The 26,490-nt window shown below is 64.3% G+C and carries 19 protein-coding genes; 14 read left to right on the top strand and 5 right to left on the bottom strand.

Annotated features, from left to right (window positions below):
- Positions 1-3 precede the first annotated feature (3 nt).
- Together M4J40_RS09525 and M4J40_RS09520 are read left to right on the top strand one after the other, a co-directional pair.
- A complete protein-coding gene (locus M4J40_RS09525; protein ID WP_405030741.1) occupies positions 4-984 on the top strand; it encodes an ABC transporter ATP-binding protein in 981 nt (326 codons plus the stop codon).
- A complete protein-coding gene (locus M4J40_RS09520; RefSeq protein WP_251753849.1) occupies positions 981-1,790 on the top strand; it encodes an ABC transporter ATP-binding protein in 810 nt (269 codons plus the stop codon). The genes M4J40_RS09525 and M4J40_RS09520 overlap by 4 nt, the downstream gene beginning before the upstream one ends.
- 135 nt (positions 1,791-1,925) lie before the next feature.
- On the opposite strand, the gene M4J40_RS09515 is transcribed toward M4J40_RS09520, so the two are convergent.
- From M4J40_RS09515 to M4J40_RS09495, 5 genes are all read right to left on the bottom strand, one after another.
- Positions 1,926-2,873, bottom strand: coding sequence for a D-ribose ABC transporter substrate-binding protein (locus M4J40_RS09515; RefSeq protein WP_251753848.1), 948 nt, complete (start codon positions 2,871-2,873; stop codon positions 1,926-1,928).
- 125 nt (positions 2,874-2,998) lie between these two features.
- Positions 2,999-4,051: an ABC transporter permease gene (locus M4J40_RS09510; RefSeq protein WP_251753847.1), complete on the bottom strand. Its 1,053-nt coding sequence runs from the start codon at positions 4,049-4,051 to the stop codon at positions 2,999-3,001.
- Positions 4,052-4,053: 2 nt separating this feature from the next.
- On the bottom strand, positions 4,054-5,619 hold the full coding sequence (locus tag M4J40_RS09505; protein ID WP_251753846.1) for a sugar ABC transporter ATP-binding protein: 1,566 nt from the start codon (positions 5,617-5,619) through the stop codon (positions 4,054-4,056).
- Positions 5,616-6,341 (bottom strand): DUF2291 domain-containing protein, encoded by a 726-nt coding sequence (locus M4J40_RS09500; protein ID WP_251753845.1) that lies wholly within the window; start codon positions 6,339-6,341, stop codon positions 5,616-5,618. The genes M4J40_RS09505 and M4J40_RS09500 overlap by 4 nt, the downstream gene beginning before the upstream one ends.
- A 409-nt stretch (positions 6,342-6,750) precedes the next feature.
- A complete protein-coding gene (locus tag M4J40_RS09495) occupies positions 6,751-7,893 on the bottom strand; it encodes a DeoR/GlpR family DNA-binding transcription regulator (RefSeq protein ID WP_251753844.1) in 1,143 nt (380 codons plus the stop codon).
- On the opposite strand from M4J40_RS09495, the gene M4J40_RS09490 reads away from it, so the two are divergent.
- The 12 genes from M4J40_RS09490 to M4J40_RS09435 all read left to right on the top strand — a co-directional run bounded on the left by M4J40_RS09490 (position 7,837) and on the right by M4J40_RS09435 (position 26,309).
- Positions 7,837-9,303, top strand: coding sequence for an L-fucose/L-arabinose isomerase family protein (locus tag M4J40_RS09490; protein WP_251753843.1), 1,467 nt, complete (start codon positions 7,837-7,839; stop codon positions 9,301-9,303). The genes M4J40_RS09495 and M4J40_RS09490 overlap by 57 nt on opposite strands.
- 32 nt (positions 9,304-9,335) lie before the next feature.
- On the top strand, positions 9,336-10,184 hold the full coding sequence (locus tag M4J40_RS09485; RefSeq protein WP_311134098.1) for a transketolase: 849 nt from the start codon (positions 9,336-9,338) through the stop codon (positions 10,182-10,184).
- Positions 10,184-11,140 carry a transketolase family protein gene (locus tag M4J40_RS09480; RefSeq protein WP_251753842.1) on the top strand — a complete coding sequence of 319 codons (957 nt, stop codon included), beginning with the start codon at positions 10,184-10,186 and terminating at the stop codon, positions 11,138-11,140. The genes M4J40_RS09485 and M4J40_RS09480 overlap by 1 nt, the downstream gene beginning before the upstream one ends.
- Before the next feature lie 2 nt (positions 11,141-11,142).
- Entirely contained in the window at positions 11,143-12,606 is a 1,464-nt protein-coding gene (locus tag M4J40_RS09475; RefSeq protein ID WP_251753841.1) for a glycerol kinase, read from the top strand.
- Between the two features lie 328 nt (positions 12,607-12,934).
- Positions 12,935-13,963, top strand: a complete 1,029-nt coding sequence (locus M4J40_RS09470; protein ID WP_311134113.1) for a LacI family DNA-binding transcriptional regulator — start codon at positions 12,935-12,937, stop codon at positions 13,961-13,963.
- 39 nt (positions 13,964-14,002) lie between these two features.
- Entirely contained in the window at positions 14,003-15,244 is a 1,242-nt protein-coding gene (locus M4J40_RS09465) for a sugar ABC transporter substrate-binding protein (protein ID WP_251753840.1), read from the top strand.
- 159 nt (positions 15,245-15,403) lie between these two features.
- The gene (locus M4J40_RS09460) at positions 15,404-16,324 is read left to right on the top strand and encodes a carbohydrate ABC transporter permease (RefSeq protein WP_251753839.1); all 921 of its coding nucleotides are present in this window, start codon (positions 15,404-15,406) and stop codon (positions 16,322-16,324) included.
- Positions 16,321-17,184 carry an ABC transporter permease subunit gene (locus tag M4J40_RS09455; RefSeq protein WP_251753838.1) on the top strand — a complete coding sequence of 288 codons (864 nt, stop codon included), beginning with the start codon at positions 16,321-16,323 and terminating at the stop codon, positions 17,182-17,184. Before M4J40_RS09460 ends, M4J40_RS09455 begins: the two co-directional genes overlap by 4 nt.
- 26 nt (positions 17,185-17,210) lie before the next feature.
- Positions 17,211-19,178, top strand: coding sequence for a glycoside hydrolase family 127 protein (locus tag M4J40_RS09450; protein ID WP_251753837.1), 1,968 nt, complete (start codon positions 17,211-17,213; stop codon positions 19,176-19,178).
- Between the two features lie 5 nt (positions 19,179-19,183).
- Positions 19,184-20,251 (top strand): ABC transporter ATP-binding protein, encoded by a 1,068-nt coding sequence (locus M4J40_RS09445; RefSeq protein ID WP_251754255.1) that lies wholly within the window; start codon positions 19,184-19,186, stop codon positions 20,249-20,251.
- A 198-nt stretch (positions 20,252-20,449) separates the two neighbouring features.
- Positions 20,450-22,378: an autotransporter assembly complex family protein gene (locus tag M4J40_RS09440; protein ID WP_251753836.1), complete on the top strand. Its 1,929-nt coding sequence runs from the start codon at positions 20,450-20,452 to the stop codon at positions 22,376-22,378.
- Positions 22,379-22,388: 10 nt separating this feature from the next.
- Positions 22,389-26,309, top strand: coding sequence for a translocation/assembly module TamB domain-containing protein (locus tag M4J40_RS09435; RefSeq protein ID WP_251753835.1), 3,921 nt, complete (start codon positions 22,389-22,391; stop codon positions 26,307-26,309).
- Positions 26,310-26,490: the final 181 nt, after the last annotated feature.

Below are 26,490 nucleotides of genomic sequence, written 5' to 3'. Positions count from 1 at the left end.
CCGATGCTGGTCGTCGACAGGCTGAAGGCCTACTACACGACCAAGGCCTTCGGAATCGACCGCGACATCCGCGCGGTGGACGACATCAGCCTCACCGTCGCCAAGGGCGAGATCTACGGCGTCGCCGGCGAATCTTCCTCAGGGAAGACGTCGCTGATCAAGACCATCGTCGGCGCCATCCGGCCACCGCTGCACGTGGTCGGCGGCAACGTCCGCTTCAACTTCGGCGGACAGGCCCATGACGTCTACAGCCTGAGACCGGACGAGTTGCAGGCCATCCGCTGGCGGCATCTGTCCTACATCATGCAAGGGTCGATGAACGTGCTGAACCCGGTGCGCCGGATCAGGCATTCCTTCTACGACTTCGCCTTCAACCACATGGGCCTCGGTCGCACCGCCTTCTGGGACAAGGTTCGTGATCATCTCAAGAAGCTCGATCTAGATCCGGGCGTGCTCGACAGCTATCCGCATCAGCTGTCCGGCGGCATGCGCCAGCGCACCACCATCGCGCTCGCCACCGTCTGCACGCCGGAGTTCATCGTCGCCGACGAGCCGACGACGGCGCTCGACGTCATCGTCCAGCGCGATGTTCTCACCATGTTGCGCGACATTCAGCGCGATCTCGGCTCGTCCTTCCTGTTCGTCACCCACGACATGAGCGTGCACGCCACGGTGTCGGACCGCGTCGGCATCGTCTACGCCGGACGACTCGTCGAGGAGGCCGACACCCCGACGTTGTTTCGGGGGGCTCGCCACCCCTACACCCAGCATCTGGTCGCCTCGCTGCCAAAAATCGGCGACACGACACGACGGGCATCGCTGTCCGGCCGGCCGCCGAGCCTTGCCGATCCGCCGTCCGGCTGCCGTTTCCATCCGCGCTGCCCGCTGGCCATGGACATCTGTTCCAGGGAGGTGCCGGCGATGACCAACCTTACGCCACGCCATCGCGTTGCCTGCTTTGCCGTGTCGGGAGCGACATCATGAGCCTCATCCTCGACATCGACCACGTCAGCAAGACGTTCCTGCAAGGCGGTCTGCTGTCGCGCCGCTCCGTCGAGGCGGTGAAGGACATTTCCCTGCAGATCGAAGCCGAACGGCCGGAGATCCTTTCGGTGGTCGGCGAATCGGGGTCCGGCAAATCGACGCTGGCCGCCATGGTCCTGGGCCAGCAGTTGCCGACGCGTGGGCGCGTGTTGTTCGACGGCATCGACGTCGCCAGCATCCACGGCCGGGCCGAGCATCGCGCCTTCATGGCCAAGGTGCAGCCGGTGCTGCAAAACCCCTTCGAGGCCTTCAACCCCCTGAAGCGGGTCGATCGCTATCTCTTCGCCACCGCCGCCAACTTCATGTCGGCGAACGGCAGGCCAACACGCGCCGAGATCGAAGCGCGCGTCGACCAGACGCTGGTCGAAGTGGGGCTTACGCTGGCCGAGGTTCGGGGCCGCTTCCCGCACGAGCTTTCCGGTGGCCAGTTGCAGCGCACCGCCATCGCGCGAGCGCTGATCCCAGACCCGCGCCTTCTGGTGGCCGACGAGCCCGTCTCGATGGTCGATGCTTCTCTCAGGATGTCGATCGTCAACCTGTTCGGCTCGCTGCGAGACCGACTGGGGCTGTCGATCATCTATATCACCCACGACCTTGCCACGGCCTACTATATCTCGGATCGCATCATCATCATGAAGAAGGGCGAAGTGGTGGAACGGGGGAACGCGCGCGACGTGCTGGACAACCCGCAGCATCCTTACTCGATCGCCCTCAAGAACGCGGTTCTGACGCCGGAGTTCGCCTGACCGTCAGCATCCGTCGCTTCGCGCACCTGGCGCGGCCAATGACAAAACAGGCAGACACCGCTCGGTGTCTGCCTGTTCCGCTTTTCCTTTGCCACTCCCGGCAGGCAAGCCTGCCGGGATAGCTCGCTTCGCAGATCAGTCCTTGAGCGCGAAGTTGTCGAGCTTGGCGGCGTTTTCCTTGGTGATCAGCACGCAGTCCATGGAGATCTTCTCCGGCTGACCGGTCGAACCTTCCTTGAGGTACTTGTCGGCCAGTTCGACGGCATACTGGGCCTGACGGAAGGCCGGCTGCAGGCCGGTCGCATGGATCTTGCCGGCGAGGATGGCATCGCGGACATCGTTGGAGCCGTCAAAACCGGCGACCAGAACGTCCTTGCGGCCAGCGGCCTCGAGAGCGGCCATGGCGCCCATGGCCATGGTGTCGTTGCCGGAGATCACGCCCTGGATGTCCGGATTGGCCTGAAGGATCGATTCCATCTTGGAGAAGGCCTCGGTCTGGCTCCAGTTGGCGCTCTGCTGGGCGACCATCTTCATGTCGGGATACTGATCGATCACGTCATGGAAGCCCTTGGACCGCACACCGGCGTTGGTGTCGGACTCCTTGCCGACCAGCTCGACGAAGTTGCCCTTCTCGCCCATGGCCTCGACGAAGCTTTCGGCAACCAGGGTGGCGCCCTGATAGTTGTTGGAGACGATCTGGGCGACGGCAATGCCGTTGGCGTTGATCTCGCGGTCGATCAGGAACGACGGCACACCGGCATCCTTGGCCTTCTGCACGGCGGCGACGGTCGCGTCGGCACCTGCGTTGTCGAGGATGATCGCGGCGGCCTTCTGGGCAATGGCCGAGTCGATCAGGTCGTTCTGCTTATTGGCATCGTCGTCATGGCTGTAAATCGCAGCGTCGTAGCCGAGTTCCTTGGCCTTGGCCTGGGCGCCCACCGCTTCCTGCTTGAAGAAGGGGTTGTCGTGGCTGGGGGTGATGATGACGATCAGCTTGCCATCGGCGGCCAGCGCCGAGGCGGTCAGGGCGATACCGGCCAGCAGGCCGAGGGAAACCGTCTTCAGGGTTTTGCGAAGCGACATGTCTTTCTCCTCCACTAAAGCCCGCCGCACACCTCTCAGCGGGTCGCGGTTCACGTCGGGTGTCGACGGCCGCTGTCGTTGACGCCGGCCGGGACTTCGGTCGGCGTCGAAATCTCAGCCGGGTCTCAGCCAAGCCGGGCGTTGCGGGCGATGCGGCGCTGCATCTGGTCAAGGATGACCGCGCCAACGATGACGACGCCCTTGATGACCATCTGCCAGAACTCCGAGACGCCCATCATGACGAGGCCGTCGGAGAGCACGCCGATGACGAAGGCACCGACGATGGTGCCGCCGATGGTGCCGCGACCGCCCGACAGCGACGTGCCGCCAAGCACGGCCGCCGCGATGGCATTCATTTCGAAGGTCTCGCCGGACGCCGGATGCGACGCCACGAGCTGCGAAGCGACGACGAGACCGGCAATGGCAGCACAGAAGCCCGAGATCATGTAGACGGCGAGTTTGACCCGGTCGACGCTGACGCCGCTGAGCGTGGCGGCGCGCTCATTGCCGCCCACCGCGTAGATCTGGCGACCGAAGGGCGTCTTGGTGGCGACGTAGGCGGCGACACCGGCCACGACCAGCAACAACCAGATCGACAGGGGAATGCCGAGGATGGTGCCGGCACCCAAGGCCGGGAAGCCCTGATTGCCGAACTCCGGCTTGCCGATCAGGTTCGGGAAGGTGGAGCCGCCCGACATCAGCAACGCCGTACCGCGGGCAACGTAGAGCATGCCGAGCGTGGCGATGAACGGAGCCACCTGCATTCGGGTGATCAGGAGGCCATTGACCAAGCCGACGAAAGTGCCGACCAGGAGCGCGATGCCGATCACCTCCCAGACATTGGGATAGATCACCACGCCGAACATCTCGAGCGGAATGCCGTAGAGAACCAGCGCGCCGGCGACCATGCCGACCAGGCCAACGATGGCGCCGACCGAGAGATCGATGCCGCCGGTCAGGATGACGAAGGTCATGCCGATGGCCAGGAAGGCATTGATCGCCACGTGCTTGGAAACGATCACCGCATTGGCGACGCTGACGAAGTTGGGCGCCATCAGACTGAAGAAAACGACGACGGCGATCAACGCGATGAAGGTCCTGAGCTTCAGGAGCAGAAGGAGCAGCGTGGACTGTCCCTTGGGCGCTTCGGCCGCCGGTGTTGCAACTGTGTTGGTCATGGTCACTGATCCTGAACCGGGTGGTCGTGAGCGGGTACGGCGTGCCCCTTGGTGGACGCGCGAACGATGACCTCGTCGGTCGCCTCGTGGTCGGGGAGGTCGGCTGTGATCCGCCCCTGCGACATCACCAGCACACGGTCGGACACCGCGTGAACCTCCTTGAGGTCTGAGGTTGCGAAGACCACAGCGAGGCCCTGATCGGCCAGTTCGCGCATGGTGCGGAACACCTCTTCCTTGGCGCCGATATCGATGCCCCGGGTGGGCTCGTCCAGGAGGAGCACCCTTGGCTCGGTCATCAGGCTCTTGCCGATGACCACCTTCTGCTGGTTGCCGCCTGACAGGGACGTGATGGGCGTTTCCGGCGACGGCGCCTTGATGCGCAGCGAGCGGAACAGAGCGTCGATCGCCTTGCGTTCGGCGCCGTTCTGCACGGTGAAGAGCTTGGTGACCTTGGCGAGACTGGCAAGCGACAGGTTCTTGCCGACGGTGAGGTTCTGCACCAGTCCGTCACGCTGCCGATCCTCCGGGACAAGGAACAGGCCGGCGGCAATGCGCCTGGATACCGGAAGCTGATCGATTGCCCGGCCTCCGATGGTGACTTCGCCGCGCGCGTCGGCCCTGAGGCCGAACAGGCTTTCGAAGAGCTCGGAGCGGCCGGCGCCCAAGAGGCCGTAGATGCCGACGATCTCGCCGGCCCGGAAGTCGACGCTGACATCATCGACGAGATAACCGCCACCCACGCGCGGCAGCTTCAGGTTCCGAACCGAGAGCACGGGCTCACCGACCTTCACCTCTCGTTGCTGACGCTTGGCAAACTCGGAGGTGCCGAGCATCTGGCGAATGATCCAGGGAATGGTTGCCTCACCCTTGGGCGCACTTGCCTGGAAATGGCCGTCGCGCAGCACGGTGAAGTAGTCGCCGATACGGACGAGTTCCTCGAGGCGGTGGGAGATGTAGATGATAGCAACGCCCGACTTCTTCAGCTCGGCGATGACACGGAACAAAACCTCCACCTCGGAAGCCGACAGCGCCGACGTCGGCTCGTCCATGATCAGCACACGGGCGTCGTCGGCCAGCGCCTTGGCGATCTCCACGATCTGCTGCTCGCCGATCCGAAGGTCGTCGACCAAGGTGTCGGGATCGATGTTGTGCTCAAGGCGGGCGAGCAGTTCCTTCGCCCGCTCGCGTTGGCGCGGCATGTCGATGTGGACGCCGCCCTTGGTCATGTCGCGGCCAAGGAAGATGTTCTCGGTGACGCTGAGGTTGGGGCAGAGATTGAGCTCCTGGAAGACGATGCCGATGCCCTTCTTCGCCGCGTCGAGCACGGAGGAAAACCGCACTTCCTCGCCGCCCATCATGATGCGACCGGAGGTGGCCTGATCGACGCCGGCGAGGATGCGCATCAGCGTCGACTTGCCGGCTCCGTTCTCGCCGATCAGCACGTTCACCGAGCGCTCATAAACGTCGAAATCGACGTCTTCCAAGGCAATGGTACCAGGGAAGACGCGGGTCATCTTCTCGGCGCGAAGAATGACCTCCGGTGCGTCGGACCGCTCCAGCGCACTCATTCTCCGCCTCCCGCAGGACCGATCAGAACCGGAGTCAGCAGTATCTTGTCAGTGGCCGAGTTGAGCGAGAAGGTGCCGGAGTAGGCGATCGTCTGACCGGGAGCCAGCCCATCGGCGACCGATTTGAGATCGGCGACGACGCGGCCATTGAAAGCGCGGCCAACCTCGGCGAACTCAAGCTGATTGGTGAAATTCTGGAAGTTGATGAAGGGCATGGCATCGCGCAGCGAGTTGCCCTTGATCACCGGACCGATCTGGATGGTGACCGGCACAGGCCCCTTCGCGGTCGCAACGTCGATCAACAAGGTGCCGGCGCGCGAGGCGGTGTTCTTTTCCTTGATCACCGCCGTACCCTTGACGACGAAGCTCCAGGGACTGCCCTCTTCCGCGGGGCGATGGCCGAACTCCTGACCCGCCTTGTCGAGGCCACCCTCGATGGCAGTGATCACCGTCTCGATCGGAAACGCCTTGTCGCCGACGACCGGCATGACCTCGCCATCCCAAAGCTTGGTCACATAGTCGACGCCATTGAACTTCTGTTGGGCCGCCTCGGACTCACTCTGGATCGGCAGGATCTTGCAGCCGGCCAATGCCACTGCCAACACGCCGGCAACGATGAGACGCCTTGAAAGCACTAGGCCGTCCTGGCCGCGAGGAGCGGCGAACGACTGGTTGTCGGCCGCGTCGGCGAAAGGCCAACGCGACGCAGCATGATCTGGCATGCTCATCCTCCCTAGGGTCGCGGGGATCTCCGTCCCGAACCTCATGTTTCGATTATTTTCGTTTTCTATCGTTTGTCAACGGATCATTCGCACCCGCAGACCGCCATTTGGCGGAGCGGCATAAGCTGGACGAAATTTTCCGCCGACTTCCGCGATTCGGCCTAAAGAGAGGTCCGCCTTCCTGATCAGGAGTCGTCCGTCGCAACACCAATGATCACGAGATCGAGCGCTACTAGACAAAAGTCGATAATATTCGAAAGGTAGCAAGCCAGCCAAAACTCGCCACAGGCGAGCAGCCAAGCCCCCACGACATGACAAGGAGACCGCCGACATCATCGTGACGGCGCAGCGCAAAGCCCAGGCGAGAATGACGCCGACCGACGAGAATCCAGCTAGCTGGAGAGCGAGATCAGGTGGCGACGATCAGCTCGATGCCCCGGCGCTCGAATTCCTTGGCATCGCTATCGGCGATGCCATCGTCAGTCACGAACGAGTGGATCACGTCGAGATTGCCGAGCCGCGTAAAAGACGTTCGGTTGATCTTGGACGAGTCGGCGACGAGATAGACGTGGGCGGCGGCCTTGATCATCGCTTCCTTGAGCTGAAGATCGGCAAAGCTGGGGTAGGTAAGCCCGGCGTCGACAGATACGCCGGCCGTCGCGAGAAACAGTTTCGAAGCGAAGATGTTGCGGAAGTACTCGACCGACTTATCGCCCGAGAGCGACAGCGTCGGCGCCTTGAACTGGCCGCCGGGCATATGCACGGCATAGCCGGGGACGGCACCAAGAATGATGGCGATATTGAGCGCGTTGGTGATGACTGTCAGATTTTCGCGGGTCGTCAGGCGTTGGGCGATCTCGGTGGTGGTGGAGCCAGCATCGAGAATGATCGTCTCATTATTCTTCACCAGCGACGCCGCCTTGGCGCCGATCTTCCGCTTGCGATCCATGTTCTCGATGTGCTGCAGCGACATGGTGCCGACTTGCTGCTGCACGGTCTTCAGATAGGCGCCGCCGTGTTCGCGCAGGATATGACCTTCCTGCTCGAGCCGCTCCAGATCCTGCCTGATCGTGGCTTCCGATACCTTGAAGGCCTGCGACAGCTCGCGTACGCGGGCGCTGCCTTCCTCCTGAAGCCATTCGAGAATCTTCATGCGACGCGGTTCGGCCAGAAGCCCTGTGAAAGCGGGCGATTCCGCCGCGGCTCCGCCGCGCTTGCCGGCGGCGCCCGCGTCCGTTCCGCGACCATTCGATGCTTCAGTCACCATGGAAACCTTCGCTTTCTTGCGATCCTTATAACTCCGATTTCCGGCCGGCGGCCAAACTTTTTGCCATATCGGCCGGATGAAGAATGGATCGGCGGCATGTCGGCTCAGTGAACGGGGAAAAACCCTATTGACAAAACGCCCCCCAAAAAACATCATCAAACGAAAGAAAGCGATAAAAATCGAAAACTGAATTCGTGTCGACGCAAGCATCGTCGGCGGGAGGATGGAATGACGGACAAGTTCAAGCGCGAAGTAACCCTCGGCCTGGTGGTTGGCAGCCGGCAATTCTTCAACGGCGCCCCTTGCATCAAGGCGCGCAACGATCTGGAAGCCCAGGCGGCCCGCCTCGGCATTCGGACACTGATGCCCCCGGTGGACGCCACCGTGAACGGGGCGGTGCAGACGCGCGATGATGCCAAGCTCTATGGTCGCTTCTTTGCCGCCCACAAAGGCGAGATCGACGGCCTCGTCATCTCGCTCGCCAACTTCGGCGACGAGATCGCCATCATCGAAATGGTGATGGCCGCCAGCCTGGGCGTCCCCATCCTCTTGCAGGCCTGCAACGACGAGTTCGACAAGGTCGACGTCAAGAGCCGCCGAGACGCCTTCTGCGGCAAGATCTCCGTCGCTAATAACTTCTACAATTACGGCATTCCCTTCACCGAGACGACCAGCCATACCTCCGACCTCGACGGCGAGGAGTTCGGCAGCGATCTCGACACCTTCGCCCGCGTCTGTCGCACGGTGCGCGGCCTCAGCCATGCTCGTATCGGCGCCATCGGCGCCCGTACGGCGCCGTTCCAGACCATGCGCTATTCGGAGAAGCTGCTCCAGGCCATGGGCGTCACCGTGGTACCGGTCGACCTCTCGGAGATCATCGGGCGCGCCAAGGCGATCGACGACAACGCCGCCAGCGTCAAGGACAAGCTCGAAGCCATCGGCGGGTACGGCAAGATCGACGCCCATATCCGTCCCGAGCAGGTTCTGAAGCAGGCCAAATGGGGCATCGCCATCGACGAGTGGATGGGCGAGAACGACTGCGACGCCTCGGCGATCCAGTGCTGGCGGTCGCTGCAGGACAACTATGGCTGCGCCACCTGCCTTTCCATGAGCATGATGGGCGAAAAGCTGATGCCCAGCGCCTGCGAAGTGGACGTGCTCGGCACGCTGTCGATGTACGCGCTGACGCTCGCCGCCGGCCAGCCGGCCGCCATCCTCGACTGGAACAACAACTACGGCTACGACCCCGACAAGTGCGTCGGCACCCACTGCGGTAACTATCCGAAGAGCTTCTTCGGCGACACGCCCAATATCGGCGAACTCGACGTGCTCGGAGAGACCATTGGTCGCGACAAGTGCTTCGGCGCCGTCAAGGGCAAGGTGAAGGCGGGGCCGATGAGTTTCCTGCGCTTCTCCTCCGACGACCTCAACGCCACCATCAAGGCCTACGTGGGCGACGGTCAGTTCACCGATGATCCCTACGGCATGGACGGCGGCATCGCGGTGATTCAGGTCGAGAAGCTGCGCCAGCTTCTGAAGGTCGTGACGCAGAACGGCTTCGAGCATCACGTCGCCATGGTGCGTGGCCAGGTGGCGGGCGTCGTCGAGGAAGCGGTCAGCCGCTACATGAAGTTGCCCATCTACCATCACAACGGCGAGGTCGCGCCGACGCTCGGCCTCAAGGCTTTCTGTTGACGGCCAGCCGGCCGCAACCCGGAGAATACGACATGTCCCTTTCAACCGCCTCGGCGCCGGTTTCCGGCGCCGACAGGATCGACATGGTCCGCGCCAGGGCACTCAGCATCCGTCGCAGTGCCTTCACGATGGTCCACGAGGCTCAGCTCGGCCATCCCGGCGGCGACTTCTCGGCGGCCGACATCCTGGCGACGCTCTACTTCGGCGTCTTGCGTTATGACCCCAACGAGCCGCGCCATCCGGACCGCGACCGCTTCATCATGAGCAAGGGGCATTGCACCGGCGCCTTCTATTCGGTGCTGGCGCAGGCGGGCTTCTTTCCGGAAGCCCAACTCAAGACCTACATGCAGCCGCTTTCAAAGCTGAACGGCCACCCCAACCGCAACTATCTGCCGGGCATCGAAACCAATACCGGCCCGCTCGGGCACGGCCTGCCGGTCGCCGTCGGCATTGCCATCGCCGGCAAGCTCACCGCCAAGGACTACCGCACCTTCGTGCTTACCGGCGACGGCGAACTGCAGGAAGGCTCCAACTGGGAAGCGGCCATGGCCGCCGGCCACCGCAAGCTCAACCGGCTTACCGTCATCGTCGACCGCAACCGTCTGCAGCAGGGCGACCGTACCGAGGCGACCAACGGCCTCGACCCGCTCGATGACAAGTGGCGCGCCTTCGGCTTCCATGTCGAGATGATCGACGGCCACGACCACGCCGCCCTGCTCGACGTGCTCGGCGCCGATCCCGAGAGCCGCGACAAGCCGCTCTGCGTCATCGCCAACACCATCAAGGGCAAGGGCGTGTCCTTCATGGAAGACAACGTCTCCTGGCACCACGGCGTCCCCACCGACGAACAGTTCGCCCAGGCGATGAAGGAGCTCATCTGATGTCGGCCGCCACCAAGACCAACGAAGGCCTCCACGACTGCCGCGACGCCTTCTCGAAGACGCTGGAAGCGCTGGCCGAGGCCGACGACCGGGTGGTCGCCGTCGTCAACGACAGCGTCGGCTCCTCCAAGCTCGGCGGCTTCAAGAAGCGCTGGCCCGAACGGCTCGTCAACGTCGGCATCGCCGAGCAAAACATGGTCGGCGTCGGCGCCGGCCTTGCCAACGGCGGGCGCATTCCCTTCGTCTCCTGCGCCTCCTGCTTCCTGACCGGGCGGGCGCTCGAACAGGTGAAGGCCGACGTCGCCTACTCCAACACCAACGTCAAGCTGTGCGGCCAGTCGCCCGGCATCGGCTATGGCGAACTTGGCCCCACGCACCATTCGATCGAGGATCTCGCCTGGCTGAGGCCACTCGCCAACCTGATCACCATCGTGCCGTCCGACCCTTGGGAAACCGAACAGGCCATTCGCTTCGCGGCGGCCTACGAAGGCCCGGTGTTCATCCGCGTCAGCCGCTATCCGGTGCCGGCGCTCGAGCACAGGATCGATCGCATTGAGCCGGGCAAGGCGGAGGTGATGCGCGAGGGCACCGACGTCGCCATCCTCGCCAACGGCGTCATGCTGCACAAGGCGCTTCGGGCGGCCGAGGTGCTGGCGGACGGCGGCGTGTCGGCCCGCGTGGTCAACATGGCGTGGATGAACCCGCTCGATATCGAGGCGATCGTCGATGCCGCCGGAACCGGTGCCGTCGTCACGGTCGAGGAAGCCAGCGTTCGCGGCGGCCTGGGCGGCGCCGTGGCCGAGACGCTCGCGCTTCGCCGCCCCGTCCCAATGGAGATGGTCGGCTTCCCCGGCTTCGTGCCCACGGGTACCGTCGATTTCCTGTTCGATCATTTCGGCCTCACCGCGGCCGGTATCGCCGCGGCAGCGCGAAAGGCGATCAGCCGCAAGGGGTGACGATGGACAACGCTCTCGTCCTGGCCATCGACCAGGGTACCACCAATACCAAGGCGCTGCTCGTCGACAGGTCGGGAGCGGTGATCGCCTCCGCGTCCCGGCCGATGACCGTCGATTATCCGCAGCCAGGCTGGGCCGAGCAATCGGCCGACGCCATATGGGCGGCGGTCAAGGCAGTGGTCGACGAACTGGCCACCCATTCTCGGGCCGGAGACGTTGTTGCCGTCGCCGTCTCCAATCAGCGCGAATCCATCGTGGTCTGGGATGCCAGTACGGGCAAACCGCTTGCACCTTGCATCATCTGGCAGTGCCGTCGCACCGCGTCGACATGCGAGTCGTTGATTGCCGCCGGCCACGGCGACTTCGTCGAGGCCCGTACCGGCCTCGGCATCAACCCGCTGTTCCCTGCCAGCAAGATCGGCTGGATACTCGATCGCGTTCCCGATGGCCGCGCTCGCGCGGCGACGGGCGCAATCCGCGCCGGCACCATCGACAGCTGGCTGCTTTGGAACTTCACCGGCGGATCGGTTCATGCGACCGATCACTCCAATGCCAGCCGGACCCAGCTCTTCGACACGGAAAAGCTTGTCTGGAGCGACGAGCTCTGTGATCTGTTCGGCGTGCCGAAGGCCATGATGGCCGACGTGAAATCCTCCGACAGCCGCTTTGGCGAGACGTCGGCCAATTCGACAGCCCTGCCGGCCGGCATTCCCATCCACGGCATGATGGGCGACTCCCACGCTGCGCTATTCGGCCACGGCGTGCGCGAACCAGGCACCGTCAAGGCGACTTACGGCACTGGCACGTCGCTGATGTCGTTGGTGCCGAAGCGCGTTCGCTCACGCCACGGCCTGTCCGGCACCATAGCCTGGAGCCTCGGCGACCGGGTGTGGCACGCCCTTGAGGGCAACATCTCGGTCTCCGGCCAGACGGTCGCCTTCATGGCGTCGCTCCTGGGGCTCAAGGATGCCGCCGCAATTGCCGACCTCGCCATGACGGTGCCGTCCAGCAACGGCGTCACCTTCATCCCGGCGCTGGTCGGGCTCGGGGCGCCGCATTGGCGCAACGACGTCCGCGGGGAGATTTCCGGTCTCGCGCTCGGCACCCAGCCGGCCCATCTGGCCCGAGCCGCCATCGAGGCGGTGGCTTTCCAGGTCGGTGACGTGTTCGCGGCCATGGAAGCCGACATCGGGGCGCCGCTCTCCGGCCTGTCCGTCGATGGCGGTGCATCGCGCAACGACTTCCTGATGCAGTTCCAGGCCGACATTCTCGACAGACCGCTCCGTCGCGGCAAGTTCCCCGAGGTGAGCGCTCTCGGAGCCGCTTCGGTGGCTTTCCATGGCCTTGGACTTGCGATGAAGGACAGCGACGAAGGGCAGACGCTGTTTGCACCGATCATGCCCGCCGAGGCTCGCGAAGCGCACCTCGCCGGCTGGTGCAAAGCGGTCGACCATCTTCTCGCCTGACGAACGACGCAGGCAGGCTTTCAATCAAGCGGCGGGGCGGTCCAAAGGATCAGCCCCGCCGTTTCGCGTCGGACGTCATGCCGGACGAGGCGCCTGAAGCAGATGTCGGTTATCAGCTTTTAGTCTAGCCACCCCTCTCCTCCCAGCCTCGACTCCTTTGGGGTGGTTCAAAAAATAATGAGTGAAAACCTGTATTGCCAAGGACATGGCAACACAGCCGGCAAACCCAGCACCACCCGACCGTGCGTGTTTGGAAAAATGTTTTCTCATATTGACTTGCCCTAAGAGAAAAGGTTTTTTCATCGCCAACGAACAAGGGGAGGAGAAACTGAGCGCCACCGGAGGCAAACGCGGACGGGTCACGATCCACACCGTGGCGGCGCTGGCGAACGTGTCGATCTCGACCGCTTCCAAGGCGCTCAACGACAGTGGCCGGATGAGCCCCGAGACGCGGGAGCGGGTGAAGAAGGTGGCGCTGGAGGTCGGCTTCCGACCAAACGCGCTGGCGCGGGGGCTGATCACCAAGCGCAGCTTCACCATCGGCCTTCTGACCAACGACACCTACGGTCGTTTCACCCTGCCGGTGATGGCCGGCATATCCGAGGAGTTGGTGGGACACGGCGTGTCGGTCTTTCTGTGCGCCATAGAGGACGACCCGGAACGGGCACGCGTTCATGTCGATGCCATGCTCGACAAAAGTGTCGACGGGATCATCGCGTCGGGCAAGCGCCTCGACCGGCAACTGCCCGTCGACCTATCTGGTCTTCCAGTGCCGGTGGTCTACGCCTTCACCAAGGGAGCAACCGATGGCGTTACGCTCCGGTCCGACGATGAACAAGGAGCCCGGCTTGCCGCCCGGTGCCTGATCGACGCCGGTTGTCGGCGGATCGTTCACGTGACCGGCCCCAAGACTTTCCAGTCGGTGCGAGAACGCGCCGATGCCTATCGTACCGCGATCGACGGGCCGCCGGAGGTGCTGCACGGCATTTGGGCGGAAGCCTGGGGACACGAAGCGGTGGCGCAACTCTGGGAGCGCGGCGGAGAGAAGCCGGACGGCATCTTCTGCGGCAACGACCAGATCGCACGCGGCGTCGTCGACGGGCTGCGCGAGCGTGGCGTCAGGGTTCCGGAAGACGTGGCCGTGGTCGGCTTCGACAACTGGGAAATCGTGGCGGCCCAGACGCGGCCGCCGCTGACGACGGTGGACATGAACCTCAGGACACTCGGCCGGGAAGCCGGTCGGCTCATCCTGGCCATGTCGGAAGGCCGCGAGGTGCAGTCGGGCATTCGCAAGCTGCCCTGCTCACTGGTGGTGCGCCAATCATGCCGGGGCGCGGAAGCCCTGGCTGGAACCTGATTTTCGCGGGTAGAGGACCCCGCTTAGGAGGAGAGAGCAATGAGAGTCAACAAGCTGCTGGCCGCGGCCAGCCTCGTCACGTTCTGTTTCGCCGCTGGCGCGGCGCAGGCCGAAACGCTTCAGATGTGGGTTCGCAGCGGTATCGGCGCCTCGTTCACCAAGCTGGTCGAGGCCTACAACGCCAGCCACGACGACAAGATCCAGATGACGGAGGTCCCCTTCTCCGAGCTGGTGCAGAAGTATGCCACGGCCATCGCTGGCGGGCAGGCGCCCGACGCCCTGTCCCTCGACCTGATCTACAATCCGGCCTTCGCAGCCGCCGACCAGCTCGAGGATCTGACCGACTGGGCCAAAGCCCTTCCCTATTTCTCCGCGCTGTCGCCAAGCCACGTCAAGCTTGGCACCTATGAGGACAAGATCTATGGCCTGCCGCTGTCGGTCGAAACCTCGGTGTTCGCCTGGAACAAGGACCTTTACAAGAAGGCCGGGCTCGATCCGGACAAGGCCCCGACCACCTGGGAAGAGATCTCCGAGAATGCCAAGAAGATCCGGGGCCTCGGTGACGACACCTACGGCTTCTACTTCTCCGGCGGCGGCTGCGGTGGCTGCATGATCTTCACCTTCATGCCGCTCACATGGGGCGCCGGCGCGGACATCCTGTCGGAAGACGGAAAGACGGCGACGCTCGACACGCCCCAGATGCGCAAGGCGGTCGACTATTACCGCGAGATGGTCAAGGCGGACGTGGTGCCGCCGGGTGCCGCCTCGGATACCGGCACCAACTTCCTGTCGATCACCAATGGCAAGATCGGCCAGCAGAATCTTGGCGCCTTCGCCATTGGCACGCTCGTTACCGAGCATCCGGACATCCATTTCGGCGTGTCGTTGATCCCGAGCGTCGACGGCAAGACGTCGTCCTTCGCCGGCGGTGACAACTTCGTCATCACCAAGGGTTCGCCGCGCGCCGACATCGCCAAGAACTTCCTCGAGTACGCCTATTCGCTTGAAGGACAGAAGGTGATGGCGAAATACGGCAGCCTGCCGACCCGTTCGGACATCGCCGCCGAGGTGCTGAAGGATCTCGATCCGCGTATGCAGGTGGGCGTCGACGCCATCGCCGTCGCCAAGACGCCCTACACGCTGCAGTTCAACGACCTGATCAACAGCGCCAACGGTCCGTGGGCCTCGTTCACCAACGCCGCCATCTTCGGTGACGACGTCGACGACGCCTTCGCCACTGCCCAGGAAGAGATGCAGAGCATCATCGACAACGCCCAGTAAGGGCATCTTGCGACCTGTCGGCCGGAAGACAGCCTTCCGGCCGGCCTCTCGAAGCGACATCGTCCCCCGAGGGTCGACGTTTCCACTCCCCAATACCACTCATTCGCCAAACGGCATGGTTGTGAACCCTGCTGGCGAATGACCAGAAGAGCGGCAGCAATGACCTTTGCCGACAACGTCCCAACACCTTCCGTCAAGCGGCGTCCCAAACGTCGATCGCAATGGAAGGGACTTCTTTACATCGCACCCGCCATGGCGCTGGTGATTGTCTTCTTCATCCTTCCGGTGCTGTTCACCTTCTGGATGAGCCTCCACAAGTGGCCGTTGCTCGGCGCGCCCCGGTTCATCGGGCTCGGCAACTACATCCGGATGTTCTCCGACACGCGCTTCTATTCGGCGCTGGGCTTCACCGCCTACTATACGGTGATCATCACCATTGCGATCTTCGCTCTCGCCTTTCCACTCGCAATATTCGTCGAGCGGCAGCGGAAGTTGGTCGGAGTCTATCGGACGGCGATCTTCATGCCGGTGGTGGTGGGCCTTGCCTCGGCATCTCTGCTTTGGGTTTGGTTCGCCAATGTCGACAGCGGTTTTCTCAACCCGCTTCTCGCCTGGCTCGGGATCGTCGACCTCAAGACCAACTTCTTCGCCAGCTTCGACAGCGCTTTCTTCATCGTCTGCCTGATGGTGGTCTGGAAGGTGGCCGGCTTCACGATGATCATCCTGCTCACCGGCCTGCAAGCCATTCCGACCGAGCTCGGAGAGGCGGCGCGTATCGACGGCGCCAACCGCTGGAAGCGCTTCTTCTATGTGACGCTGCCCCTGATGCGAAAGACCATGGCGTTGTCGCTGATCCTGTCGGTGACCGGTTCGATCCTCGCTTTCGACCAGTTCTACATCATGACGGCCGGCGGACCGCAGAACAAGATGATCTCGGTGGTCTACTACATCTTCAATCAGTCCTTCGTCTCTTTCAACCTTGGCTACGGCGCGGCCATGTCGCTCGCGCTCCTGGTCATCCTGGTGCTGATCAGCATCTTCCAGCTCTGGCTGCTGCGTGTCGGGGAGGAGCGGGCGTGACCACCAAGAAAGAAATTCGCGCGCGGCGAGCCCTGTTTGGCGCCGGCAGCTACCACGGAACCGGCATCCTGCTCGCCGTGTTCTTCCTGGCGCCGTTCGTCATCACCATCCTCTCATCGTTCCGTCACGGCACGGAAGCGCGGCTACCGCCGATCCCACCATGGCCGACCAACGGCTTCAGCCTCGACGCCTATCGCAGCCTCGACAGTTTCGGTGCCGGCGTCTGGCAGCACACGCTGAACTCGGCGGCGGTAGCGATCGGCACGGCCGTGTTGACGGTGATCGTTAGCCTGCTCGCCGGCTACGGCTTCTCGCGCTACCGCTTCATGTTCAAGAACGCCCTGTTCGTGCTGATCATCGCGACGTTGATGATCCCCTTCCAGTCGATCCTGACGCCGCTGTTCATCATCCTCGCCAAGCTGGGCCTCAACAACTCGCTGATCGGCCTGACGCTGGTCTACGTGACGCTGCAGCTCCCCTTCTCGGTGTTCATGATGCGCAACGCCTTCGACGCCGTGCCGAAGGAGATCGAGGAAGCCGCCCGCATCGACGGCGCCCGCGATCTCAAGCTGCTCGTCCGCGTGCTGCTGCCGCTGGTGCTGCCGGGCATCGTTACCGTAGCGATCTTCGCCTTCCTCAATTCCTGGAACGAGTTCCTCGCAGCCCTCGTGCTCCTGTCGGACAACAGCAAGTTCACGCTGCCGATCCTGATCTCGGCGGTGCGCGCCGGCCGGCTCGGCGCCATCGATTGGGGCGCGGTCCAAGCCGGCGTCACCGTGATGAGCGTCCCCTGCCTGTTCGTCTTCCTGCTTCTGCAACGCTACTACATGCGCGGCCTGATGGCCGGCGCCGTGAAGTGACATTTCCCCTCATTGGAAATCAGATCATGACCAAGACCAAGAGAGACCGTCAGTTCCGCCCCGTCCCCGTGCCGTCCGTCGTGCTCGGCGGCCTGTTCGGCGCCCGTCAGGATGCCGTTTGCGATACGACGGCCGAAACCTTGCTGGATCGCTGCGTCCAGGCCGGCATGCTGAAGGCGATCGACGTCGACCAGCCGAGCCCGGGCGTCGTCATTCCCTACCACTCGATGAGCCCGACCGTGCCGGCCACCGAGCACAAGGCCATGGTGTCGACGCAGATGTTCTGGGACAGCGATCTCGGAAAGTCGATCGAGACAGTCGCCTATTCGCTCTATCGCAAGCCCAACCCGAAGCTCGAGGCTCGCGTCGACGCCATCGTCGATCTCTACGGCAAGCTGCAACGGGAAGATGGCTACCTCAACTCTTGGTACCTGCGCGTCGTGCCGGGCCGCGAATGGACCAACCTCCGCGACACGCACGAACTCTATTGCGCCGGACACCTGATCGAGGGCGCCGTCGCTTATTATCAAGCCACCGGCAAGCGCAAGCTGATGGACATCATGTGCCGCTACGTCGACCACATCATCGACAAGTTCGGTCACGGCCCGAACCAGATCGCCGGCTACTGCGGACATGAAGAGATCGAGCTGGCGCTGGTCAAGCTCGCCCGCGTCACCGGCGAGCAGAAGTACATGGACCTTTCCAAGTATTTCATCGACGAGCGGGGAACCGAGCCGCACTATTTCGACATCGAGGCCCAGCGCGATGGTCGCGATCCCAAGAACTTCGTCTTCGGATCCTACCATTACAACCAGTCGCACCAGCCGGTACGCGAGCAGACCAAGGTCGTCGGGCACGCCGTACGTGCCATGTATCTCTATTCGGGCATGGCCGATATCGCCACCGAGTACAGTGACGACACGCTGACCAGCGCTCTCGAGACTCTCTGGGACGATCTCGTCACCAAGCAGATGTACGTCACCGGCGGCATTGGGCCGGCGGCGGCCAACGAGGGGTTCACCGACTACTACGATCTGCCCAACGAAAGTGCCTATGCCGAGACATGCGCTTCGGTCGGTCTCGTGTTCTGGGCGAACCGGATGCTCGGCCGCGGTCCCAACCGGCGCTTTGCCGACATCATGGAAATCGCGCTCTACAACGGCTCGCTCTCCGGTCTGTCGCTCGACGGCAAGACCTTTTTCTACGAGAACCCCCTCGAGAGCGCCGGCAAGCATCACCGCTGGGTGTGGCATCGTTGCCCGTGCTGCCCGCCCAACATCGCCCGTCTCGTCGCCTCGGTCGGCTCCTACATGTACGCCGTCGCCAAGGACGAGATCGCCGTGCATCTCTACGGCGAGAGCTCGGTGAAGGCCGAAGTGGCCGGCGCCAAGGTCGAACTCAGCCAAGCCACGCGCTATCCGTGGCATGGCGCGGTGCGCCTGTCCCTGAAGGTGGAAAGGCCGACCCGGTTCGCCCTCTCCCTGCGGATACCCGGTTGGGCCAAGGGCGCCAAGCTGTCGATCGACGGAGGAGCGGTCGACCTCGACTCGGTCATGGTGGACGGCTACGCGCGCATCGAACACGAGTGGACAGGTAGCGAAGTCATCGACCTCGAACTGCCGCTGATCCCGCGCGCCCTCTGGGCCGATCCGCGCGTTCGCCAGGATACCGGCCGTTTCACGCTGATGCGCGGGCCGCTGGTCTACTGCGCCGAGGGCGTCGACAACGGCGAAGGCCTCAACGCCTTCACCGTCACCGGCGATCCGGCGCGCGCCAGCGAGAGCGTTATGGAAGCGCTCGGCGGCGCCGTTGCGCTCGATATCGAAGCGACGCGCGACGTCAGTACGGGGTTCGACGGCTCGCTCTACCGTGAGGCGCCCCCCGCGACGGAGCCCGCCAAGGCACGCTTCGTGCCTTACCACCTCTGGGACAACCGCGAGCCCGGCGAGATGCTCGTCTGGATGCGCGGCGGCCCGAAGAAGACCGGAGCGTGACGACCATGGCCGACACAGGCGTTCAACTGACCGAGGTGCGCAAGAGCTATGGCTCGATGGAGGTCATCCACGGCGTCGACCTCTCGATCCCCGACGGCGCTTTCGTGGTGTTCGTCGGGCCGTCCGGCTGCGGCAAGTCGACCCTCTTGCGCATGATCGCCGGCCTCGAGGAGGTGACAGACGGCGAGATCGCCATCAAGGGTCGAGACGTTACCGACGTCGATCCGTCGCAGCGCGGCATCGCCATGGTGTTCCAGAGCTATGCGCTCTACCCGCACATGACGGTGCGCGACAACCTTGCCTTCGGGCTCAAGATGCAACGCACCGACAAGGCGGTGATCGACGAGCGGGTCGCGGCAGCCGCCGCCATCCTGAAGATCGAACAGCTTCTCGACCGCCGTCCCGGCCAGCTTTCTGGCGGCCAGCGGCAACGCGTCGCCATCGGTCGGGCCATCGTGCGCCAGCCGGAGGTGTTTCTGTTCGACGAACCGCTGAGCAACCTCGATGCCGAGTTGCGTGTCTCCATGCGCGTCGAGATTGCCCGGCTGCACCGCGAACTCGGCAATACCATGATCTACGTGACGCACGACCAGACCGAGGCGATGACGCTCGCCGACGTGATCGTCGTGCTGCGCGATGGGCGGGTGGAACAGGCAGGATCGCCCCGCACGGTCTACGAAGACCCCGACAATGCCTTCGTTGCCGGCTTCATCGGCTCGCCCCGCATGAACCTCCTCGACGCCGTCTGGCAGGGCGATCGCAAGGTGGAGCTTGCCGGCCGGACCGAGGAGGCGACCATCGTCGGCGCCGGATTGACGCCGGGCGACAAGGTAACCTTCGGCCTGAGGCCGGAGCACCTGATCGTCGGCGCTGTCGGCGGCATCGAGGCGCATGTCGACGTGCTCGAGTACCTCGGCGGCACGCGCTATCTCTACTGCCAACTGACCGACGGCCAGCCACTGATCGTCGAGTACCGGGACGGACCGGACGTCCGCTCCGGCGACACCATCACACTCGGCTGCCCGCCGGATCGTCGCTACATATTCAACGAAAGCGGATCACGCATCCGCTGACCTCTCCTCCGAACTCCAAGAGGCAACTCGGCCCGCGATCCCCCTCGCGGGCCGCTTTTCGTCGTAGCGGCGGGCAGAAAGAGTTGCGGGGATTGTCATCTTTCCTGTTCGGTAACCCCAATTTATTCTAATCCTCTCGAACGAGGCGCCGGAACCAAGCCGGCCATCGTCCGTTGTGTGAGTTGGAAGGGGCGTTTCATGCGGGCCAAAGGGAAGACGTTACCCCCGACGACCGCCCGCCTTGTGGCCATGACCGCGGCGCTGCTTTCGGTTCCCCTGTTGTCAGGCGAAGCCATCGCCTTCGAGCTTTTCGGCCATCGCTTTTTCGAAGCGGAACCCGACCCGGACATTTCGCCCGACGCCCAGCGCTACACCGTTGCGATCGATACGGTCGGCGCTGACGACGATTTGCACACAGCAGTTCTCGCCGCCTCGGCTCTCTGGTCCGGCCGCGACGAAACGCCACCGCCCTCGACGGCCGCCTTCCTCAGTCGCGTCAATGCCGAGTATGGGCGGATCACCGCCGCCCTCTACAGGGCGGGGCATTATGGTGGCGCCATCGAGATCACGATCGATGGTCGCGACCCCGATTCCATTGCCCCGGATGCGACCTTGCCGCAGCCCGTGAAGGTCGCGATGCGCGTGACACCGGGACCGCTCTTCCGCTTCGGCAAGGTGGAGATCACCGGCGCGCCCCCGCTTGGTCCTGAAGACGCCGACTTCAAGAAGTCGACGCCGACGGAGATCGGGTTTGCCGCCGGCAAGCCGGCGCGGGCTGGCGCCGTGACCGGGTCGGAGAAGCTGCTGATCGACGCCTGGCGCCGCCGCGGCCATCCGCTCGCCAGTATCGTCAAACGCGACACCATCGCCCAGCACGATACGTCGACGCTCGATGTGGCGATCACGGTCGATCCAGGTCCCGCCGCCACCTTCGGGCCACTGGCGGTCACCGGCGCCAACCGCATGAAGCCCGAGTACACGGCCAGGATGACCGGCATCGAACCCGGCACGCCTTACGATCCCGCCGCCATCGAACGCGGTCAGAAAAACCTCCGGCGGCTGCAGGTGTTCTCCAGCCAGCGCATCGAGGAAGCCAAGGCGCTTGGGCCAAACGGCGAGTTGCCGCTCACCCTCAATGTCGCCGAGCGGCCGCTCCGGGTGTTCGGCGGCGGCGTCAGCTACGCCACGGAAGACGGTGCAGGCCTCGAAGCCTACTGGCAGCACCGCAACCTCTGGGGTCATGCCGAGTCCCTCATGCTGTCCGGCGCGGTGAACGGCATCGCCGGCGTCGACCCCAAGGATTTCAACTACGACCTGTCGGCAACCTTCACCCGTCCGGGCGTCATTACTCCGTTCACCGATCTCAACGCCGAGCTTGGTGCGAAGCGGGAAACGCCCGACACCTACACCGAGACGGCGATCACGGCGAAGGTGGGGCTGAGCCATGCCATCACCGAGCAGCTCTCCGCCTCGGTGGGCCTCGGCGTTACCGCCTCGCGCGACGAGGACTCCCAGGGCACCGACAAGTTCCTGTTCACCGGCCTTCCGCTCGGCCTCACCTACGACAGCCGCGACGACAAGACCGATCCGCACGATGGCTTCAACGCCAAGGCAAGCCTCGAGCCATTCTACGAGGCCAACTTCAGCAATGCCGGCGTCATCGCCGACGCCTCCGTCGCCTCCTATTGGCCCGTCGACCGCGAAGGTCGCTTCGTGATCGCCGGGCGACTCGCCGCCGGCTCGATCCTGGGTGCGCCAATCGACGAAATGCCCAATGGGCGCCTCTATTACGCAGGCGGCGGATCGTCTGTGCGAGGCTACGCCTATCGCAGCCTTGGCCCGAAGGAAAACGGATCGGTAACGGGCGGCTTGTCTCACCTCGAGGGCTCGGTCGAGTTGCGCGCCAAGGTCACAGACAGCTTCGGCGTGGTCGGCTTCGTCGATGCGGGCAACGCGTTCGCGTCGAGCTACCCCGATTTTTCCGAGGGACTGCGGTTCGCAGCCGGCGCCGGCGTCCGCTACTATACCGGTCTCGGACCGGTGCGACTCGACGTGGCGTTGCCGCTTGATCCCAAGCCGGGCGACTCCACCTTCGGCCTCTACATCGGCCTCGGCCAGAGCTTCTGAGGAGGCGCACATGAAGATCAGAGTCGCCCTCCTCGCCCTCTCCGTTCTGGCCATCGGTCCGCTGGCCCTGACGCTCGCCGGAGCGCAAGAGGATGACAGCGCCGAAAAGAGCGCCTTCGTCCGCTTCGTCGAGGAGAAGATCTCGACGCCCGACCGCAAGATCGATCTCGGGGCCATCGACGGGGCGCTGTCGTCGGACGTCCGCCTCGCCTCGATCACGGTGTCTGACCGCGAAGGAGCATGGCTCCGGATCGAAGGGGTTCACCTCGTCTGGAGTCGGCTGGCGCTGCTGCGTGGCACCCTCGACGTCGACAGCCTGGAAGCGGAGAAGATCGAGGTCGTCCGGAAGCCACTGCCCGCCGAGACCGTCGACCCGGCGGCGAGCGACGGCTTCGCCCTGCCGGATCTGCCGGTGTCGGTAAAGCTCGGACGCCTCGCGGCCCCCAGTGTCGTTCTCGGCGCCCTGGTGCTCGGAGAGGAAGCCCGGCTTGCGGTCACCGCGTCCGCCAGTCTCGCCAACGGTTCGCTCGACGCCAACCTTGCCGTGAGCCGAACAGACAGCAAGCCCGGCGAACTGTCGCTCAAGGCGGCCTATGCCGCCGAGGCCAAGACTCTTGATCTCGACCTTGAGGCCAACGAACCGGCGGATGGCGTCATGGCGTCCCTCCTGAACCTGCCGGGCAAGCCGTCGGTCGGCTTGAAGCTGAAAGGCGCCGGTCCGCTTGACGACTTTGCCGCCGACTTGACCCTGGCCACCGATGGGGTCAACCGGATTGCCGGCCGCACCACCATCGCCCGCGACGGCGACGGCTACCGCTTCGGCTCGGCGCTGGCCGGCGATCTAGCAGCCCTGGCGCAGCCCGACTACGCGCTCTATCTGGCTGGCCGCTCGACGTTGGACCTCTCTGGTCGCGTCGACGATGCCGGTCCGATCACCATCGACAAGCTCGCGCTCGCCGCACCGGTGCTGTCATTGCAGGGCTCGGCAACGCTCGCCGCCGACCACTTCCCGACGGCGATCGACATCGACGGTCGCCTCGCGGGCAAGGATGGCGCTCTGCCGCTTGGCGGCGCGGGCGCCACGACGCGACTTGGCGAGGGTCGGCTGCGCTTTTCCTTTGGACATGATGGCGCCTGGAGCCTGGAGCTTGCCGCGGAGGGCCTGTCGACGCCAAGCTTCGGTGCCGGTTCGCTGGCAATCAACGGTCGCGGCGCCGCCACCGATCTTGCCGACGCCCAGAAACGCCGCATCGACTTCACGCTCAGCGGCGGTTCTAGCGGGCTCAGCTTTACAGACGCCGCCGTTGGCGCGGCGGTGGGCGGAGAGCTCTCCTTCTCCGGCTCGGGACGTTGGGCAGATGGCGCCCCCTTGACCATTGATGCCCTGAGGCTGGCGACGCCCACCGCCGAGGCATCGTTCGCAGGCAAGGTGGAGGAAGGCCGCATCGAAGGGCAGCAGATGCTCCTGGCGCCCTCGCTCGCGCCCTTCTCCGCGCTGGCCGGCCGATCGCTTGACGGCGGCGTCGAACTGGCGGCCAGCGGAATCCTCGTTCCCACGACCGGCGCATTCGACCTGACGCTTGACGGAAAGGCCGACGCACTTTCAGCCGGCATCGACCAACTGGACAGCCTTCTGTCCGGCGCCACCAAGCTGACCGGCCGTATTGCGCGCGATACCTCGGGGCTCAAGCTTCAGAACGTAAGGATCGCCAACCCGGCGCTGACGCTGACTGCCGATGGCAACCATGCCCTCGAGAGCACTGACGTCACGGCAACGCTGACACTGCCGGATGTTGGCCGCGTCGAACCGAAAGCCAAGGGGGCGGCTGGATTGATGCTGTCGGTGCGGGGCAGCGATGGCCCGCTCGATCTGACGGCACGGCTTTCCTCCGATCGTCTGACGCTGGCAGGCAACGCGCTCGAGAACCTGGGCGTCGATCTCGTCGGCAAACTCGACGGCGCGACCTTCGACGGAAAGTTGAATGGGACGGGCAGGCTGAAAGGCAAGCCGTTGTCGCTGACCGCCGGCCTGTCCCACACTGAGGACGGCAACGACCTTCGCGATCTGACGCTTGCGGTCGCCGACAGCCGGATCACCGGCAATGTGGCGCTCACCGAAGCCGGGCTGATGACCGGCCAACTCGCCGTTCGGTCGCCCGACCTTTCGGCCCTTGGGCCGCTCGTTCTCACCGACCTTGCCGGCCGGCTCGATGCCGAGATCACCCTTGCGCCACGCGACGGTCGACAAACCGCGAAAGCCAGCCTCAAGGCGGCGGAACTCGCCGTCGCCGGCAACCGCATCGCCTCTGCCGACGCCGAAGCGACCATCATCGATTTGCTGGGCGCACCCAAGATCGACGGGAGGTTCGCGGCAAGGGGCTTCAGTTCGCCGGCGGCGAGCGTCGCCAACATCGACGGCACGGCGAAGAGCGACGGCCGAGCTACGTCCTTCGCGATCAAGGCGGGCGGCATCAACGCGCCACAGTTGGCCGAGACCGGCCTCGGGAACCTCGCGGCCACGGCTTCGGGCCGGCTGGATGGCAACCGGGTGACTCTCGCCTCGGCGAAGTTGACCGGCCCGACCGGTTTTGGAGCCGAAGCAACCGGTGTCATCCCACTGTCGGGCGGAGGTCTCGCGGTTGACGTTCGGGCCAACCTGCCCCTCTCGCTGGCACAATCCTTCGTCGCCACGCGTGGCACGCGGCTAACCGGGACGGCCAACGCAGCCATGAAAGCGACCGGTAGCCTCGCTTCACCCGACCTTTCCGGGCGCGTGACCGTAAGCGGCGCTTCGATTGCCGACCCTCTGACCACCATGCGGCTCGAGGCCATCGAGGTTGCGCTCCAGCTCTCCGGCAACAGCGTTCGTATCGAAAAGGCGACCGGCTCCGTCAAGGGTGGTGGCCGTCTTTCGGCAGAAGGCAGCCTCGGCCTGTCGGGCGGATTGCCGGTCGATGTTCGCATCACGGCGACCAAGGCCCGGATCACCGACGGCCGGATCGTCACCGCCGATCTCAGCTCGTCCCTCTCGGTCGGCGGTTCAGTGGTCAACGGCCTCATGGTCGCCGGCAAGGTGGACATCGCCCGCGCCGAGATCACGGTTCCCGAAGGGGGGGGCGGTGCGGCGGCCCTGATCGAAGTTCGGCACAAGAACACGCCAGCCGACGTGAATGCCACGCTGAAGCGCATCAGTCAGGCGGCCGGCGGCAACCGGACAAGTTCGGAGGGAGGCCTCTCCGTCGGCCTCGACGTCGCCGTCAATGCACCACGCCAGTTGTTCGTGCGCGGTCGCGGCATCGATGCCGAGCTTGGCGGCAATCTGACGGTACGCGGCACGCTCGACAACGTGCAGCCCGTGGGCAAATTCACGCTGATCCGCGGCCGGGTTCAGGTGATCGGCCAACGGATCAATCTCACAGAAGGTACCGTGACGCTTCAGGGCGATCTCAATCCCTATCTGTCCCTGTCGGCGACTACGACGTCGGACTCGATTTCCGTGACGGCGACCGTTGAAGGCTACGCCGACAATCCCAGCATCGTCCTCTCTTCGTCACCGGAACTGCCGCAGGACGAAATCCTTGCCCGCTTCCTGTTCAAGCGCTCGGTCTCGGATCTTTCGGCATTGCAGATCGCCCAGTTGGCCGAGGCGGTAACCCAGCTTGCCGGTGGCGGTGACGGCAATGGCATTGTCGACCGCTTGCGCGCCAGCGTCGGCCTCGACGATCTCGACGTGAACACCGATGCCCAGGGCAACGCGGCGGTGACGGCGGGCCGCTACATCACCGAACGTGTCTATCTTGGCGTTACGGCCGGTGAGGGTGGGCGAAGTGGCATGTCGGTGAACCTCGACATCACCGACGACGTCAAGGCTCGGGCTGAAGCCACGCAGGAACAGTCCAAGGTCGGCGTCTACTTCGAGAAGGAATACTGACCGCGGCGCGATCGCAACCGAACGCCGCAGGCTTAGTCTCGGCCATCATCCCCAGAGGAGATCAATGGCATCTCCGTAATCTGTTGGACGGATGGCCGATGGTGGCGCATCGTCCGCGCATTCCTTTCTTCCGCTCGTTCGGTCGCCGCAGAGGCACGACGATGCGGGCACCACGGCGAAG

This window comes from Pleomorphomonas sp. JP5, assembly GCF_023721815.1.
GTDB lineage: Bacteria > Pseudomonadota > Alphaproteobacteria > Rhizobiales > Pleomorphomonadaceae > Pleomorphomonas.
Note: the sequence above shows the minus strand (reverse complement) of the source record. Positions and strands in the feature narration are given on the sequence as shown.

What these genes read in the sequence shown, in the direction of transcription:
- M4J40_RS09525 (WP_405030741.1), top strand. Translation starts at nt 4, where the DNA reads ATGCTGGTCGTCGACAGGCTGAAGGCCTACTACACGACCAAGGCCTTC.
- M4J40_RS09520 (WP_251753849.1), top strand. Translation starts at nt 981, where the DNA reads ATGAGCCTCATCCTCGACATCGACCACGTCAGCAAGACGTTCCTGCAA.
- M4J40_RS09515 (WP_251753848.1), bottom strand. Translation starts at nt 2,873, where the DNA reads ATGTCGCTTCGCAAAACCCTGAAGACGGTTTCCCTCGGCCTGCTGGCC.
- M4J40_RS09510 (WP_251753847.1), bottom strand. Translation starts at nt 4,051, where the DNA reads ATGACCAACACAGTTGCAACACCGGCGGCCGAAGCGCCCAAGGGACAG.
- M4J40_RS09505 (WP_251753846.1), bottom strand. Translation starts at nt 5,619, where the DNA reads ATGAGTGCGCTGGAGCGGTCCGACGCACCGGAGGTCATTCTTCGCGCC.
- M4J40_RS09500 (WP_251753845.1), bottom strand. Translation starts at nt 6,341, where the DNA reads ATGCCAGATCATGCTGCGTCGCGTTGGCCTTTCGCCGACGCGGCCGAC.
- M4J40_RS09490 (WP_251753843.1), top strand. Translation starts at nt 7,837, where the DNA reads ATGACGGACAAGTTCAAGCGCGAAGTAACCCTCGGCCTGGTGGTTGGC.
- M4J40_RS09485 (WP_311134098.1), top strand. Translation starts at nt 9,336, where the DNA reads ATGTCCCTTTCAACCGCCTCGGCGCCGGTTTCCGGCGCCGACAGGATC.
- M4J40_RS09480 (WP_251753842.1), top strand. Translation starts at nt 10,184, where the DNA reads ATGTCGGCCGCCACCAAGACCAACGAAGGCCTCCACGACTGCCGCGAC.
- M4J40_RS09475 (WP_251753841.1), top strand. Translation starts at nt 11,143, where the DNA reads ATGGACAACGCTCTCGTCCTGGCCATCGACCAGGGTACCACCAATACC.
- M4J40_RS09465 (WP_251753840.1), top strand. Translation starts at nt 14,003, where the DNA reads ATGAGAGTCAACAAGCTGCTGGCCGCGGCCAGCCTCGTCACGTTCTGT.
- M4J40_RS09460 (WP_251753839.1), top strand. Translation starts at nt 15,404, where the DNA reads ATGACCTTTGCCGACAACGTCCCAACACCTTCCGTCAAGCGGCGTCCC.
- M4J40_RS09450 (WP_251753837.1), top strand. Translation starts at nt 17,211, where the DNA reads ATGACCAAGACCAAGAGAGACCGTCAGTTCCGCCCCGTCCCCGTGCCG.
- M4J40_RS09445 (WP_251754255.1), top strand. Translation starts at nt 19,184, where the DNA reads ATGGCCGACACAGGCGTTCAACTGACCGAGGTGCGCAAGAGCTATGGC.
- M4J40_RS09440 (WP_251753836.1), top strand. Translation starts at nt 20,450, where the DNA reads ATGCGGGCCAAAGGGAAGACGTTACCCCCGACGACCGCCCGCCTTGTG.
- M4J40_RS09435 (WP_251753835.1), top strand. Translation starts at nt 22,389, where the DNA reads ATGAAGATCAGAGTCGCCCTCCTCGCCCTCTCCGTTCTGGCCATCGGT.